This is a genomic window from Paracoccus pantotrophus (assembly GCF_008824185.1).
GTDB lineage: Bacteria > Pseudomonadota > Alphaproteobacteria > Rhodobacterales > Rhodobacteraceae > Paracoccus > Paracoccus pantotrophus.
Map to the genome: position 1 here is coordinate 1,544,808 of NZ_CP044426.1, position 15,332 is coordinate 1,560,139.

General features: G+C 67.3%; 16 protein-coding genes, 1 tRNA gene and 1 pseudogene. 1 reads left to right on the forward strand and 17 read right to left on the reverse strand.

Going from position 1 to position 15,332, the window contains the following annotated elements; translation table 11 throughout:
* Positions 1-92: 92 nt before the first annotated feature.
* From rplL to tuf, 14 genes are all read right to left on the reverse strand, one after another.
* The gene (gene rplL, locus ESD82_RS18130) at positions 93-467 is read right to left on the reverse strand and encodes a 50S ribosomal protein L7/L12 (protein WP_011747091.1); all 375 of its coding nucleotides are present in this window, start codon (positions 465-467) and stop codon (positions 93-95) included.
* Between the two features lie 67 nt (positions 468-534).
* Positions 535-1,050, reverse strand: a complete 516-nt coding sequence (rplJ, locus tag ESD82_RS18135) for a 50S ribosomal protein L10 (RefSeq protein WP_024845738.1) — start codon at positions 1,048-1,050, stop codon at positions 535-537.
* Between the two features lie 257 nt (positions 1,051-1,307).
* The gene (gene rplA / locus ESD82_RS18140) at positions 1,308-2,006 is read right to left on the reverse strand and encodes a 50S ribosomal protein L1 (protein WP_024845739.1); all 699 of its coding nucleotides are present in this window, start codon (positions 2,004-2,006) and stop codon (positions 1,308-1,310) included.
* A gap of 3 nt (positions 2,007-2,009) precedes the next feature.
* Positions 2,010-2,462 (reverse strand): 50S ribosomal protein L11, encoded by a 453-nt coding sequence (gene rplK / locus ESD82_RS18145; protein ID WP_024845740.1) that lies wholly within the window; start codon positions 2,460-2,462, stop codon positions 2,010-2,012.
* Positions 2,463-2,563: 101 nt separating this feature from the next.
* Complete coding sequence (gene nusG / locus ESD82_RS18150) at positions 2,564-3,103, reverse strand: transcription termination/antitermination protein NusG (protein WP_024845741.1); 540 nt, start codon at positions 3,101-3,103, stop codon at positions 2,564-2,566.
* 195 nt (positions 3,104-3,298) lie between these two features.
* Entirely contained in the window at positions 3,299-3,493 is a 195-nt protein-coding gene (secE, locus tag ESD82_RS18155) for a preprotein translocase subunit SecE (protein ID WP_024845742.1), read from the reverse strand.
* 79 nt (positions 3,494-3,572) lie between these two features.
* Positions 3,573-4,448, reverse strand: a complete 876-nt coding sequence (locus ESD82_RS18160; RefSeq protein ID WP_024845743.1) for a hypothetical protein — start codon at positions 4,446-4,448, stop codon at positions 3,573-3,575.
* A gap of 49 nt (positions 4,449-4,497) precedes the next feature.
* A tRNA-Trp gene (locus ESD82_RS18165) sits at positions 4,498-4,573 on the reverse strand.
* A 50-nt stretch (positions 4,574-4,623) separates the two neighbouring features.
* On the reverse strand, positions 4,624-6,465 hold the full coding sequence (locus ESD82_RS18170; protein WP_147427688.1) for an ABC transporter ATP-binding protein: 1,842 nt from the start codon (positions 6,463-6,465) through the stop codon (positions 4,624-4,626).
* 57 nt (positions 6,466-6,522) lie between these two features.
* Positions 6,523-7,176 carry a CatB-related O-acetyltransferase gene (locus ESD82_RS18175; protein WP_147427687.1) on the reverse strand — a complete coding sequence of 218 codons (654 nt, stop codon included), beginning with the start codon at positions 7,174-7,176 and terminating at the stop codon, positions 6,523-6,525.
* Between the two features lie 224 nt (positions 7,177-7,400).
* Entirely contained in the window at positions 7,401-7,814 is a 414-nt protein-coding gene (locus ESD82_RS18180; RefSeq protein WP_024845746.1) for a GFA family protein, read from the reverse strand.
* Complete coding sequence (locus tag ESD82_RS18185) at positions 7,811-8,203, reverse strand: VOC family protein (RefSeq protein ID WP_024845747.1); 393 nt, start codon at positions 8,201-8,203, stop codon at positions 7,811-7,813. Before ESD82_RS18185 ends, ESD82_RS18180 begins: the two co-directional genes overlap by 4 nt.
* Before the next feature lie 51 nt (positions 8,204-8,254).
* On the reverse strand, positions 8,255-9,145 hold the full coding sequence (gene yghX / locus ESD82_RS18190) for a YghX family hydrolase (RefSeq protein WP_028710833.1): 891 nt from the start codon (positions 9,143-9,145) through the stop codon (positions 8,255-8,257).
* Positions 9,146-9,396: 251 nt separating this feature from the next.
* On the reverse strand, positions 9,397-10,572 hold the full coding sequence (tuf, locus tag ESD82_RS18195) for an elongation factor Tu (RefSeq protein ID WP_024843763.1): 1,176 nt from the start codon (positions 10,570-10,572) through the stop codon (positions 9,397-9,399).
* Positions 10,573-10,782: 210 nt separating this feature from the next.
* Between tuf and ESD82_RS18200 the strand changes: the two genes are divergently transcribed.
* Positions 10,783-11,706, forward strand: a complete 924-nt coding sequence (locus ESD82_RS18200) for a tellurite resistance TerB family protein (RefSeq protein WP_147427686.1) — start codon at positions 10,783-10,785, stop codon at positions 11,704-11,706.
* Here ESD82_RS18200 and dinB read toward each other — a convergent pair.
* From dinB to ESD82_RS18215, 3 genes and pseudogenes are all read right to left on the reverse strand, one after another.
* A complete protein-coding gene (dinB, locus tag ESD82_RS18205) occupies positions 11,697-12,791 on the reverse strand; it encodes a DNA polymerase IV (protein WP_147427685.1) in 1,095 nt (364 codons plus the stop codon). The two genes, ESD82_RS18200 and dinB, sit on opposite strands and share 10 nt — an antisense overlap.
* Positions 12,788-13,504, reverse strand: a complete 717-nt coding sequence (gene ygfZ, locus ESD82_RS18210; RefSeq protein WP_024843766.1) for a CAF17-like 4Fe-4S cluster assembly/insertion protein YgfZ — start codon at positions 13,502-13,504, stop codon at positions 12,788-12,790. The genes dinB and ygfZ overlap by 4 nt, the downstream gene beginning before the upstream one ends.
* Positions 13,504-15,241, reverse strand: a pseudogene (locus tag ESD82_RS18215) (ABC transporter ATP-binding protein). Before ESD82_RS18215 ends, ygfZ begins: the two are co-directional and overlap by 1 nt.
* Positions 15,242-15,332 lie beyond the last annotated feature (91 nt).

The following is a 15,332-nucleotide window of genomic DNA, read 5'->3' on the forward strand; positions in this document are numbered from 1 at the left end:
CGCGAAACCGTCCTTCAAGACAGGTTCGGCAGGGACCGGGAAACCCCGGACCCTGCCCAATTCTTCCGAAATCAACCGGCCGAAACGGCCAATTACTTCAGCTCGACCTTGGCGCCAGCCGCTTCGAGCTTCTTCTTCATTTCTTCGGCATCGGCTTTCGAGGCACCCTCTTTCACCTTGCCGCCGGCTTCGACCAGATCCTTGGCTTCTTTCAGGCCCAGGCCGGTGATGCCGCGCACTTCCTTGATCACGTTGATCTTGTTGGCGCCGGCGTCCACCAGGACGACGTCGAATTCGGTTTTTTCTTCGGCGGCTTCAGCCGGGCCAGCGGCCGGGCCGGCAACCATCACGGCGCCGCCGGCGGCGGGCTCGATGCCGTATTCGTCTTTCAGGATGTTCTTCAGTTCCTGGGCTTCCAGCAGGGTCAGGCCCACGATTTCTTCGGCGAGTTTCTTCAGATCAGCCATTTTTCCGTTCTTTCCATTAAGTGTTCCAACGTCGGGGTTTCAACCCCACGACGGAATGGGGATTGCCTCAGGCGGCCTCGCGCTCTTCCAGAGTCGAGAGGATGCCCGCGATGTTGCTGGCAGGTGCGCCGATCGCGCCCGCGATGTTGGAAGCAGGGGCACCGATGCAGGCCACGATCGAAGCGATAAGCTCCTCGCGCGACGGCATCTGGGCCACGGCCTTCACACCGGCCGGGTCAAGCGCCGTGTCGCCCATCGCACCGCCCAGGATCACGAACTTGTCGTTCCCCTTGGCGTATTTATCCGCGACCTTGGCGGCAGCCACCGGGTCTTCGGAATAGGCGAGCACGGTCATACCCGTCAGATAGTCGGCGATGCTTGCGCAAGGCTTCCCATCCAGGGCGATCTTGGCGAGCCTGTTCTTGGCAACGCGAACGGACCCGCCGGCTTCGCGCATCTGCGCGCGCAGGTCCTGCATCTGGGCAACCGTCATTCCCTCGTAGCGGGCAACCACCACGACGCCAGAGGCTTCAAAGATCTGGCCGAGTTCTTCGACCACCTGTTCTTTTTGCGCTCTATCCACGGTTTCACTCCAAGTTGGGGGTTTCCCCCCGGCTCTCACTTTCCAGCCGCCCGAACAGCGACCGGATGGGTCCGTGACGGTCCCAAGATCCCCCGAAGAAACCTTCGGAAAATGGTCTTGATCCCATCTCAGGAAGGACGATTAAGCCGGCCAGATAGCGTATCGGGTCGGCACCCTCCGTCTCGGACAGGACGGGGCATCGCTGCCCCGCCATTCGCCGGACCCTGTTGCAGGGTGCCGGCGAAATTCTTGCGCGCTTACTGCGCGACCGCCGAAGACAGGTCCAGCGACACGCCCGGACCCATGGTCGAGCTGATCGAGACCTTCTTGACATAGGTACCCTTGGCGCCCGACGGCTTGGCCCGGTTCACCGCATCCACGAAGGCGCGGATGTTCTCGGCCAGCTTCTCGGCATCGAACGAGGCCTTGCCGACACCGGCATGGACCACGCCCGCCTTCTCGGCCTTGAACTGGACCTCGCCGCCCTTGGCGGCCTCGACGGCGGCCTTCACGTCCATCGTCACCGTGCCGACCTTGGGGTTCGGCATCAGGTTGCGCGGACCCAGGATCTTGCCCAGACGGCCGACCAGCGGCATCATGTCCGGCGTGGCGATGCAGCGATCGAACTCGATCTTGCCCGACTGGATCGTCTCCATCAGGTCTTCCGCACCGACGATCTCGGCGCCGGCGGCCTTCGCCTCGTCAGCCTTGGGGCCGCGGGCGAAGACGGCGACGCGCACATCCTTGCCGGTGCCGTTGGGCAGGGTCACGACGCCGCGGACCATCTGGTCGGCGTGGCGGGGATCGACGCCCAGGTTCATCGCGATCTCGACGGTCTCGTCGAATTTCGCGCTGGCGTTCTCCTTGACCAGCTTGACGGCTTCCTCGACGGGAAGATTCGCCTTGCCGGCAAAGGCGGCGCGGGCGGCGGCTTGCTTTTTCGACAGTTTAGCCATGGCTTAGCCTTTCACCTCGATGCCGATCGAACGCGCCGAGCCCAGGATGATCTGCATCGCGGCCTCGATGTCGTTGGCGGACAGATCCTTCATCTTGGCTTCGGCGATCTCGCGGACCTGCTTGGCGGTCACGGTGCCGGCGACCTGGCGGCCGGGCTTTTCCGAACCCTTGGCGCGGTTGCGCTTGCCGACCGGCTTCAGGCCGGCGGCCTTCTTCAGCAGGAACGAGGCCGGGGGCGTCTTGGTCTCGAAGGTGAAGGACTTGTCGGCGTAATAGGTGATCACGACCGGAACAGGGGCGCCCTGCTCCATCTCCTGCGTCTTGGCGTTGAACGCCTTGCAGAATTCCATGATGTTGATGCCGCGCTGACCCAGGGCCGGGCCGACGGGCGGGGACGGGTTCGCCTGACCCGCCTTGATTTGCAGCTTGAGGCTGCCGACAACTTTCTTGGCCATCTGGCCCTCTCCTTATCATCACGCCCCGCCCGTTATTGGACCGATGGGGCCGACTTAGCGGTACGGCTGCGCCCCGAAGGGCCGGCGCCTCCCGCAGACGATCACGCGGTCTTGGCGACCTGCGTGAATTCCAGTTCCACCGGCGTCGGGCGGCCAAAGATGGACACCGTGACCTTGATGCGGTTCGCGGCCTCGTCCACTTCCTCGACCATGCCCGAGAAGCCCTCGAAGGGCCCGTCGGTCACGTTCACCTTTTCGCCCACATCGAACCGGATCAGGTTGCGCGGCGCGACCTCGGCCCCGCCCTCGCCGGTGCGATGCAGGATCGCGTTGACCTCGTCGTCGCGCATCGGCATCGGCTTGCCCTGGGCACCCAGGAAACCGGTCACGCGGTTGATCGAGTTCACCAGGTGATAGGTCTTGTCCGACAGTTCCATGCGCACCAGCACATAGCCGGGCATGAAGCGGCGCTCGGAGGTGACCTTCTTGCCGCGGCGGATCTCGATCACTTCCTCGGTCGGGACCAGCACCTCGTCGATCTCGTCTTCCAGGCCCTTTTCGACAACGGCCTGGCGAATCGCCTCGGCGACCTTCTTTTCAAAGTTCGACAGGACGCTGACCGAATACCAACGCTTTGCCATGTCTCGATCGACCCCTGTTTCCTTCCGGGCAGGCCAAGGCCAACCCATTGAATTCCTTACCCGCCCCGACCCACCCTTGGGCACATGCCGCAGGCGCCGGCCAAATTGAAATCGGCGCGCACGACCGAATCGATGCACGCCGTATCACGGGCAGGTCGGGCGGACATAACGCCCCCTGCCCCTCAATGCAAGCCCTCAGCTGCCGACCAGGTTGATCACGACCGAAAGCCCGGTCTTGATCAGCAGGTCCACGAGGAAGAAGAAGATCGAGGCCAGCGTCGCCATGATGAAGACCATGATCGTGGTCGTCACCACCTCGCGGCGCGTGGGCCAGGTGATCTTGCCAAGCTCGGCACGGACCTGGCTGATGAACTGGACGGGATTGGCCATGGATTTTCCTTCGGTCTTGCAGCGGGTCAGATAGCCTGCACCGGCCGGCATTTCAAGCGCCGATCTGAGCGGGGGGCGATCACGGCTCCAGGAACTCGACCCCCGGCATGGCGCGCAGGGCGGCGATGTCCTGCGCATAGTTCCAGGCCGAACGGGCATGGGTCTCGTCATCCAGCAGGCGCAGCCGGGCATGGCCCGAGGCGGGCTGGAAACGCTCGCGCGCGCGCCGCGCCAGGATCCGCTGGTCGATGCCGTCGCCCGAGGCGGCGCGGCGCAGCAGCCAGTCGTAGCCGGCCTGGGTCAGGCTGACATTGGCGGGCGGCGGGTCGGGCACCTCGGCCGCAAGGCCGGCGGGCAGCAGCCGTTCAAGCAGCCGCGGGCGTAGCGCCGGATAATCCTCGTAGCGCCACAGCACGATGCGCGAGACCCCCTCGACCGCCGCCAACCGTCCGACCAGCCCCGCCCAGGCCGAGCGCGCCGGGTCGCGGCCGCCCAGATAGGAATGGATGTCGATCTCCTTGCCGCCGGCAACCTGGAGCGCGAAGGCCGAGACGTTGAAGGAGGCGGGGTCGCGCAGCGACAGATACACCACCGCAGGCCCGCCGCCCGCCAGGGCGATGACATGCCGCAGCCGCTGCGCCGCGCGGGGATAGATCTCGCCGCGCCGGGAAAACAGCCGGCTGCGATGGGTCATGCCCAGGATGTTTTCTTCCGAGATCAGCAGATCGCGGCAGCCCTGCCGCATGTCCAGCAGCATCCGCCGGGCGGAGTCCTGGTCCCGCCCGCCGATGCCCTGAGCCAGGACGGCAGAAAGCGACAGCGGCTGACCGCGCAGCATGGCCGGATCGACATAGGCCAGCCCGGCGCCAAGCAGCCGGTCGCGCACCTGGCGCAGGGAAAATTGCAGATGGGTCGAGGCGGTCTTGTGCGCCCCCAGATGTATGCTCAGCGCCATGGGATCTCGGCAGGGATCGGAAGGCACGCGGCTTGACACGGGAAGCGGCTGGCAGGGGCAGAGGGACTCGAACCCCCGACCCTCGGTTTTGGAGACCGATGCTCTACCAACTGAGCTATACCCCTAGGCCGCGCTGCTGATTACGGCAGGTCCGGGCGGGGTTCAAGAGGGAAGATCACTCGGCCTCAAGAAACCCGCCGGACTGCCGCGCCCAGAGGCCGGCATAGATGCCGCCGCGCGCCAGCAGCGCCTCATGCGTGCCCTGCTCGACGATGCGGCCCTGCTCCATCACCACCAGCCGGTCCATGCGCGCGATGGTCGACAGCCGATGCGCGATGGCGATCACCGTCTTGCCTTGCATCAGCATGTCGAGCTGCGACTGGATCGCCGCCTCGACCTCGCTGTCCAGGGCGCTGGTCGCCTCGTCCAGCACCAGGATCGGCGCGTCCTTCAGCAGCACCCGCGCGATGGCGATGCGCTGGCGCTGGCCGCCCGACAGCTTGACCCCGCGTTCGCCGACATGGGCGTCAAGCCCGCGCCGGCCCTGCGAATCGGTCAGGCCGGCGATGAAATCCGCCTCGGCCAGTTCGGCGGCGCGCAGGATCTCGGCCTCGGACGCGTCCGGCCGGCCATAAGCGATATTGTCGCGGATCGAGCGGTGCAAGAGCGAGGTGTCCTGCGTCACCACGCCGATGGCGGCGCGCAGGCTTTCCTGCGTGACCTGCGCGATGTCTTGGCCGTCGATCAGGATGCGGCCCGATTCCAGGTCGTGGAAGCGCAGCATCAGGTTCACCAGCGTCGACTTGCCCGCGCCCGAGCGCCCGACCAGCCCGATCCGCTCGCCCGGCGCGATGGCCAGGCTCAGGTCGTCCAGCACCGCGCCGCGGCCGGGCCGCGCCGCCTCGCCATAGCGGAAGGTGACGCGGTCGAACTCGACCCGCCCCTCGGGCACCGAAAGCGGGCGCGCACCGCGCGCATCCGTCACCATGCGCGGCAAGGACAGCGAGCCGATGCCGTCGCGCACCGTGCCGATATTCTCGAAGAGCCCGGCGAATTCCCACATGATCCAATGCGACATGTTGCCCAGCCGAAGCGCCAGCGGGATGGCCACGGCGACCGCGCCGACCTCGATCTTGCCGCCGACCCACAGCCACAGGCCCAGCACCGTGACCGAGAAGGTCAGGAGCGAGTTCAGCGTGGACAGCAGGATGTTCTGGATCGAGGCCAGCCGCATCTGCCCATGCACCGTCTGCAGGAAACCGTCCATGCTTTCGCGGACATAGGCTTCCTCGCGCGATGAATGCGAGAACAGCTTGACCGTCGAGATGTTGGTATAGCTGTCCACCACCCGGCCGGTCATCACCGCGCGGGCATCGGCCTGCGCCTCGCTGATGCGGCCGATGCGCGGGATCAGCCACCACAGCAGAAGCCCGTAGAGGATGCCCCAGCCGGCAAAGGGCAATGCCAGCCAGCCGTCGGTCGAGGCGGCCAGGATCAGCGCGCCGATGAAATAGACCCCGACATAGACCAGCACGTCCATGAACTTCATCGCCACTTCGCGCACCGCCAGTGCGGTCTGCATCAGCTTGGTGGCGATGCGGCCGGCGAACTCGTCCTGGAAATAGCTCATCGACTGGCGCAGCAGATAGCGATGCGCCTGCCAGCGGATGCGCTGCGGGAAATTGCCCATCAGCGTCTGGTGCATCAAGAGCGAGAACAGCACCTGCAGCAGCGGCAGGCCGATCACCAGGATCGCGCCCATCAGGATCAGCCGGTTGCCCTCGACCGCCCAGAAATTCTCGCGATCGGCGCCGGCCAGCCGGTTCACCAGCTCGCCCAGATAGCCGAACAGCACCACCTCGGCCACGGCGATCATCGCCGAGCAGGCGGCCATCGACAGCATGTAGCCCTCGGCCCCGCGCGAGAAATGCAGGATGAACCGCCACAGCCCCTGCGGCGGCATGCGCGGCGGATCGGCGGGATAGGGATCAAGCCGGCGCTCGAACCAGCTGAACATGACAGACCTCATTCGCATCAGTCCGGGCGCTTGCCCGGTTCGTTTCGTCGCGCCGCCTCAGGCGGCCAGTTCCTCAAGCGCCGCGACATCGGCACGGGCCAGCGCGGCGGTGGCGCGGGCGATCCGCGCCACGGGCCAGTGCCACCATTGCAACGCCATGAGCCGGGCGATGGTGGCATCGTCGAAGCGCAGCCTTATGACACGACCGGGATTGCCCGCGACCACCGCGTAATCCGGCACCACGCCCCCGACCACCGCGCCGGCGCCGATGATGACGCCGCTGCCGATCCGCGCGCCCGGCAGGATGGTGGCGCCGTCGCCGATCCAGACATCGTGGCCGATCACCGTATCCGGCAAGCCGCTGATCTGGTCGATGTAATCGCCGACCCGCGCATGGTCGAAGATCGCGAAGGGATAGGTCGAGATCCCGGCCATCGGATGATTGGCCGAGGCGGTGACGATCCGCACCCGGTCGGCGATCTGGCAGAACCGCCCGATCACCAGCCGCTCGGGCGCGCCGGCATAGGTATAGGGCGCCAGCCGCGCCGCCCAGTCGTCCGGCGGGTCGAAGCTGCTGGCATAGGTGAAATCGCCGATCTCGATATTCGGATGGTCGATCACCCGGTTCAGATGCACCAGCCCCCGGTTCAGAGTGCCGTCGGGAAAGCGCATGGGATGGGGCAAAGCCGCATCAAGGAAGTGGGCAGTCATGGGAATCCTCTTCAATCCGTCCGTGAAAGGTCAGATTTGCGAGCTGTCCATGACACCGTTCTCCTCTGCTGCGGCAGGCACCATAGCGGGATTTCGCCGCCGAGGCAACCGGGCGGCAGTCGGGCCTGGATACGCTGGCGCCGGGGGGCTCCGCCCCCGCCCCTGCGGGGCTCCCCCGGAGTATTTGGAAAACGGAGAAAGCGCATGCGGCGCGCGGCCTGCGGTCACAGGTGCCGGGTCTCGGGTGCGGGGTTCCACCAGGCGTCATGCGCGCCGTCGGCATAGAAGACCGGGGCGGCGATCAGCTCGGCCTCGGACACATCGTCCAGCGCACTGACGCAGACCTGGACGAAGCGGCCGCCCATCTCTTCCAGGTTGCCCTCAGTCCACAGCCTCGTCCCGCAGCGGGCGCAGAACATATGGTGCATGTCCACACCGTCCTGCTGCCGGCGCGGGGTCTCGGCCAGCATCTCGGCGCCATGGGTGATGCGGAAGCGTTCCGGGTCGGGCAACCGCATCTCCCAATAGCGCATCTTGCGGCAGAAGCTGCAATTGCAGCGCATGGTGCCTTGCGACAGGTCGCCCTCGGCCTCGAAGCGGACGGCGCCGCAGAAACAGGAGCCGTGATAGGCGGTCATGCCGGCTCTCCGTGGTGGACGGCCTCGATATTGTTGCCGTCAGGGTCGAGCACGAAGGCGCCATAATAGCCGGGATGGTATTCCGGCCGCAGCCCCGGCGCACCGTTGTCCTGCCCGCCCGCGGCCAGCGCGGCGGCATGAAAGGCGTCCACCGTCGCCCGGTCGGGCGCGGCAAAGGCGACATGAGTGCCCGGACCGGCAGACCGGCCGCTGCCGATCCAGAAGAACGGCTTGCCCTCGCGGCCATAGCCCAGATGCGCGCCATGGCCGCCGGTCATCTCTTCGGTCACCTCCATCAGCAGCCCGATGCCCAGCGGCACCAGCGCCCGGTCGTAGAAAGCGCGCGAGCGGGCCAGGTCCGAGACGGGAAATCCGATATGGTCGATCATGCGAAATCTCCTTTCCCGGCAAGGATCGCCCCGTCCTGCTGACAATTCGCGTCAGGAGAGCTTTGCGGCGAAGAAATCCAGCGTCCGCTGCCAGGCCAGTTCCGCCGCCGCCTCGTCGTAGCGCGGCGTTGTGTCATTGTGGAAGCCGTGCTGGGTGCCGGGATAGAAAAAGGCCTGGTATTCCTTGCCATGCTCCTTCAGCGCCGCCTCATAGGCCGGCCAGCCCTCGTTCACGCGCTCGTCGTGCTCGGCATAATGCAGCATCAGCGGCGCCTGGATCTGCGCCACTTCCTCGGGACGGGGCTGGCGGCCGTAGAAGGGTACCGAGGCGGCCAGTTCGGGATAGGCCACCGCCAGCGCGTTGCAGACCCCGCCGCCATAGCAGAAGCCGACCGCGCCGACCTTGCCGGTCGAATCGGCATGGTCGCGCAGGAATTCATGGGCGGCAAAGAAATCCTCCATCAGCTTCACCGGGTCGAGGCCGGCCTGCATCTCGCGCCCCTGCTCGTCATTGCCGGGATAGCCGCCAAGCGGGCTCAACCCGTCCGGCCCGAAGGCCAGGTAGCCCGCCTTGCCCAGGCGACGCACGACATCCTCGATATAGGGGTTCAGCCCGCGGTTCTCGTGCACCACCAGCACGGCGGGCAGCTTGCCCTGCGCCCCGGCCGGCCGCGCCATCAGCCCGCTGATGCGGCCATTGCCCGCGGGGCTGTCATAGCTCACGGCCTGGGTCGCGATGGCGGGGTCGTCGGGCGGTACCTGCTGGGCCAGGGCGTAATTTGGCCGCAGCGCCTCGAAGATCGCCGCGGCGCTCATCCCGGCGGTGGCGAATTGCGCCGCCTGCACCATGAACTCCCGCTTGCCGATGCGCCCATGCACATAGCCGTCGAAGATCTCGAGGATGCGGGGATGGAAATCGGAAGCCTTCCTGCGTTCGGTCATCGTCCTCTCCCTTTGCCTGCTGGCGCAAGGATAGCATGAAAAACCCTCTCCGGCCCCTCTCCCGCGCGTCCGCTTTGCCTTGCTTCTTTCTTGCCGAAATATCCCGGGGTCCGGGGCAGCGCCCCGGCTGCCGCGCCGCGGCAAGCAGAAAGGCCGCCCCCTGCGGAGCGGCCCCTCATCGCGATATCCCTCGCGGGATCACCCGATGATCCCGGGCGGGGCAGCGGCGCAGGGCCGCCGCCCCCGCCAGATCACTTCAGGATCTTCGACACCACGCCGGCGCCGACCGTGCGGCCGCCCTCGCGGATGGCGAAGCGCAGCTTCTCCTCCATCGCGATCGGCGCGATCAGCTCCACCGTGAACTTCAGGTTGTCGCCCGGCATCACCATCTCGGTGCCCTCGGGAAGCTTCACCGTCCCGGTCACGTCCGTCGTGCGGAAGTAGAACTGCGGACGGTAGTTCGCGAAGAACGGCGTGTGCCGGCCACCCTCTTCCTTGGTCAGGATATAGGCCTCGGCCTCGAACTCGGTATGCGGCGTCACCGAGCCGGGCTTGGCCAGAACCTGGCCGCGCTCGACGCCGTCGCGCTCGATGCCGCGCAGCAGCGCGCCGATGTTGTCGCCGGCTTCCCCGCGGTCCAGCAGCTTGCGGAACATCTCGACACCGGTGCAGGTCGTCTTCTTCGTCGGGCGGATGCCGACGATCTCGAGCTCGTCGCCCACGTTCACCGCGCCGCGCTCGACACGGCCGGTCACAACCGTGCCGCGGCCCGAGATCGAGAACACGTCCTCGATCGGCATCAGGAACGGCAGGTCAACCGCACGCTCGGGCGTCGGGATGTATTCGTCCACCGCCGCGATCAGCGCGCGGATCGAATCCTCGCCGATCTCCTTGTCGCGGCCTTCCAGCGCCGCCAGCGCCGAACCCTTGATGATCGGGATGTCGTCGCCGGGATAGTCGTAGGAGGACAGCAGCTCGCGCACTTCCATCTCGACCAGTTCCAGCAGTTCCGGATCGTCCACCTGGTCGACCTTGTTCAGGTAGACGACCATGTAGGGGATGCCGACCTGACGGCCCAGCAGGATGTGCTCGCGCGTCTGCGGCATCGGGCCGTCCGCCGCGTTCACCACCAGGATCGCGCCGTCCATCTGCGCGGCGCCCGTGATCATGTTCTTCACGTAGTCCGCGTGGCCGGGGCAGTCCACGTGGGCGTAGTGCCGGTTCTCCGATTCGTATTCCACATGCGCGGTCGAGATCGTGATGCCACGCGCACGCTCCTCGGGAGCGCCGTCGATCTGGTCATAGGCCTTGAATTCACCGAAATACTTGGTGATCGCAGCCGTCAGCGTCGTCTTGCCGTGGTCAACGTGACCGATCGTCCCGATGTTGACGTGCGGTTTCGTCCGTTCAAACTTTGCCTTTGCCATCATGGCCTCCTATCGGGGGGGCCACCCGCGCGACAGCCCCCGTCGTGAAACATCCGCCGCGACTTATAATCGTGCCGGGGAAAAATCAAGGGCGGCTGGGCCTTTGCCGCGGGGCCTGTGGCGGTGGAACCGGAGCCCGGCGAATACGTTGGAATTGTGCAAAGAAGGCTGCCCGGCCCGGCGGCCCCGCAACGCTTTCGGAGGAACGAGATGAGCCTGATGAAATCCCTCGCCCGCGTCGCGGCTGGCGTCATGCTGGCCAAGGGGATCGGAACCATGATGAAGAACGCCCAGAACCGGCCGCCATCGGGTGGCGGGCGCAGTTCGGGCGGGTTGCTCGACGAACTGTTCGGCAACAATACCGGGCAGGCCGGCGACCGCCGCAGCGGCTCGGGCGGGCTGGGCGACATGCTGGGCCAGGTGCTGGGCGGGCGCAGCGGCGGCGCCACCGTCGTGGGCGGCGGCGCGCCCTATGGCGGGCCGAACTCTTCCCGCCACACCGGCGCGGCCCAGGGCGGGCTGGGCGGGTTGCTCGACCAGTTGACCGGCGGGCGCGGCAGCACGGGATCGGGCGTGCTGGGCGGCGCGGCGGCGGGCGGCCTCGGCGGGGTGCTGGGCGATCTGCTGGGCGGTCGCGGCGCGCAGCCGCAGGGCCATGCCCCTCAGGCCGGCGGCCTGGCGCAAAAGGACGCCCAGCCGCAGAACGACGCCAGTTTCGGCGAGCTTTTCAACGAGGCGCTGGCCAGCGGCGACGAGCCCACGACCGCCCCCACCCCGGAACAGAACGCCCTGGCCGGGCTGATGCTGAAGGCAATGATCCAAGCCGCGAAATCCGATGGCGAGATCGACGAGAACGAAAAGGCCAAGCTGATGGCCGAGTTCGGCGAACTGGACGACGAGGAACGCGCCTTCATCCGCGAGCAGATGACCGCCCCGGTCGATGCCGAGGCCCTGGCGCGCGAGGTGCCGCAGGGTTTCGGCCCGCAGGTCTATCTGATGTCGCTGATGGCGATCGAGTTCGACAACCGCAAGGAGGCCGAATACCTGCACAGGCTGGCGCAGGGCCTCGGCCTCGACAAGGAGACGGTGAACGGCATCCACCAGAAGGTCGGGGTCATCAACCTCTACGCCTGATCGAACAGGCCCAGCTGGCGCGGCGGCTCGTCCTGCCGCGCCTCCTCCAGCCCCGACAGCGTGATGCCCAGAAGCCGCACCCCATGCGGATCGGCAAAGACCGGCGCCAGAAGGTCGCGGGCCATCTCCAGCATCTCGTCGCGGCTTTCGACGGCGCGCGGCAGCGAGCGCGCGCGGGTGATCTGGCGGAAATCGCCGTATTTCACCTTCAGCGTCACCGTGCGGCCCCGACGCGCGGCGGATGCGGCATGGCGCCAGACCTTGTCGGCCAGCTCGGCCAGCGCCTCATGCGCGGCGGCCAGATCGCGCAGGTCCTCGAAATAGGTATTCTCGGCGCCGATGCTCTTGCGGATGCGGTTGGGCTTGACCTCGCGCGTGTCGATGCCGCGGGCGATGTGCCAGTAATAGCTGCCCGACTTGCCAAAACGCGCGGTCAGGAACTCCAGGCTCTGCCGGGCCAGGTCGGCGCCGGTCAGGATGCCATGCGCCTGCATCCGCGCCGCCGTGGCCGGGCCGATGCCGTGAAAGCGGCCGATGGGCAGGCCTTGCACGAACGCTGCCCCGGCCTCGGGCGGGATCACGAACAGCCCGTCCGGCTTGCGCTGGTCCGAGGCCAGCTTGGCCAGGAACTTGTTGTAGCTGACCCCGGCCGAGGCGGTCAGCCCGGTCGCCTGCCGGATGCGCGCCCGGATCTCCTGCGCGATGCGGGTGGCGGTGCGGCCGGCCAGGTGATCGGTCAGGTCCAGATAGGCCTCGTCCAGCGACAGCGGCTCGACCAGCGGGGTGTATTCGGCAAAGATCGCGCGGACCTGCTGGCTGACGGCGCGATAGACGTCGAAGCGCGGCTTCACGAAGACCAGTTCGGGGCAGAGCCGCATCGCCCGCATCGAGGGCATGGCCGAGCGCACGCCATAGCGCCGCGCCTCGTAGCTGGCCGCCGCCACCACGCCGCGCTGGATGCCGCCCACCGCGACCGGCCGCCCGCGCAGCTCCGGGTTGTCGCGCTGCTCGACCGAGGCATAGAAGGCGTCCATGTCCACATGCACGATGCGGCGGACGCGCTCCCCGGCCGGCCCGGTCGTCATGGGATGATGCGGGCGTCCCCCGCCGTCAATCCCTCGCCCATGCGGTCGAAGCGCATATGGGCGATGGCGCGCCCGCCGGACTGGGTGAAAAGCGTGCCGGCCTCGCGCCCGTCCGCCATCAGGATCGGCGTGCCGACAGGGGCCGCGCCCTCGATCCCGACCGTCACCAGCCCCTTGCGCAATTCGGTCTTGTGCTTCATCCGCGCCGTGACCTCTTGCCCGACATAGCAGCCCTTGCGGAAATCGACGCCATGCAGGCGCTCGAACCCGGCTTCCAGGATGAAGGTCTCGTTCGGGATCAGCTCGACCAGGGTTTCGGGGATGCAATGTTCGACCCGGATGGCATCCCAGTCGGTGCCGTCATCCCCCTCGGCCCCGTAAAGCCGCCAGCCGAGCGCCTCATGCCGCGGGTCCATGATCGCTCCCTCGGGCGCCAGCCCGGTGCCGCGGGCGACGGCCAGATCCGTCGGCTCGATCGCGACCTTCGAGCGCAGCCGATACATCGACAGCCGCCGCATCAGGTCGTCCGCCATCCGCGCATCGACATCGACCAGCAGCCGCTCCTCCTCCGGTACGACCAGGAAATCGGCCAGGTACTTGCCCTGCGGCGTCAAGAGCGCCGCCCAAGCCGGGACCGGACCGACCTTGTTGGTCACCAGCCCTTGCAGGAAATCGACCCGATCCTCGCCCGAAACCGCCAGAATGCGCCGCATCAATCCTCTCCGAATTGCAACCGGACCAGCGCGGCATAGGCGCCGCCCCGGGCCATAAGCTGGTCATGGCTGCCCTCTTCGACAACCCGGCCGGCCTCGACCACCACGATCTTGTCGGCCTGCCGCACGGTCGAAAGCCGGTGCGCGATGACCAGCGTGGTGCGCCCGGCCGAAAGCTCGTCCAGCGCCTGCTGCACCACCCGCTCGCTTTGCGCGTCCAATGCGCTGGTCGCCTCGTCCAGAAGCAGGATCGGCGCGTTGCGCAGCACGGCGCGGGCGATGGCGACGCGCTGGCGCTGCCCCCCGACAGGGCCGAGCCGCGCGGGCCGGCCGGCGTGTCCAGCCCCAGGGGCAGCCCATCGGTGAAATCGGCGACATGGGCGGCCACGACGGCGCGGCGCAGCGCCTCGTCATCCTGTGCGCCGCCCAGCAGGATGTTCTCGCGCAGCGTCTCGTCGAACAGCGCCGCATCCTGGCTGACGGTCGAGAACTGGTCGCGCAACACCCCCAGGTCGAATTCGCGCAGGGGCACGCCGCCCAGGGTGATCTGCCCAGATTCTGGATCAACAAGCCGCGTCAACAGGTTGAAGACGGTGGATTTCCCTGCCCCGAGGGCCCGACCAGCGCGGTGGTCCTGCCCGCCTCGGCGGTGAAGGTCAGCCCGTTCAGCACCGGATGGTTGTCATAGGCCAGCCGCACGTCCCGGAAACGAATGGTGGTATCGGGAGGCGGCTCGCGCCGCAGCCCCGAGGTGATGGCGGGCCGCATGTCCAGCACGGCATAGATCCGCTCCAGGCTCGCCGCGGCGATCTGCCAGGTGCCGGTCAAGGCCCCCAGCCGGCGCAAGGGCTGGAAGGCCAGCGCCATGGCGGTAAAGAAGGACATGAAGTCGCCGACCGTTCGCTCGCCCCGCGTCACCTCGGCCCCGCCAAGCGCCAGCACGCCGATGAAGCCCAGGCCGGTCACGACATCGACCAGCGCCGGCACCGTGGCGCCGATGCCCGACATCTTGACCTCGGCCTGGCGGATGCGGGCGACGATCTGGGCAAAGCGGCCAGCCTGGTAATCCTCCATGCGGTTCAGCTTGACGGCGTTGATGCCGTGCAGCACCTCGTCCAGCCGGGTGGCGCGCTGGCTGGCATTGACGCGGTTCTGCCGCATCTTGCGCCGGATATAGCGCTGCACCAGCAGCGTCGGCAGGATCAGAAGCGGCGCACCGACCAGCGCCGCCATGGTCCACCAGGGATCGACGGCCAGCGCCACCCCGAACAGCGACACCAGCGACACCATGTCCCGTCCCGCCCCCGCGATGAAGGTGGACCACACCCCCTGCACCGCGACGGAATCGCCCTGCACCCGCTCGATCAGCGCGCCGGGCGGGTTCTGTTGGAAAAAGCCGCCGTCCAGCGTCATGATATGGCGCAAGAGATCGGTCTGCATGCTGGTCGAGACCGCCAGCGAGACCGAGGTCATCAGGCTGCGGTTGATGACGAAGGTGGTGGCGCGGATCAGGAACAGCGCGAAGATCGCGCCGCCGACCCACCAGATCGCATCGGTATCGCCGCCAACGAAGACCCGGTCGAACAGCGGCTTCAGCATCCAGCTGAGCATGCCCAGGGTCGAGCCCTCGATGACCAGGAACAGCAGCGCCAGCAGGATGCGGCCCGAATAGGGCCGCAGATAGTCGCGCCACATGCGGGCGAACAGATTGGCCGTCCTGTGAATCCTGTCCGCCATCGCGCCCCCGGAACCTCGGTTCGGCCCAAGGGATAAGGCGCAAGCCGCGCGGGGGCAACCCGCCGCCACGCTCTGCCCGCCACGTCCAGCC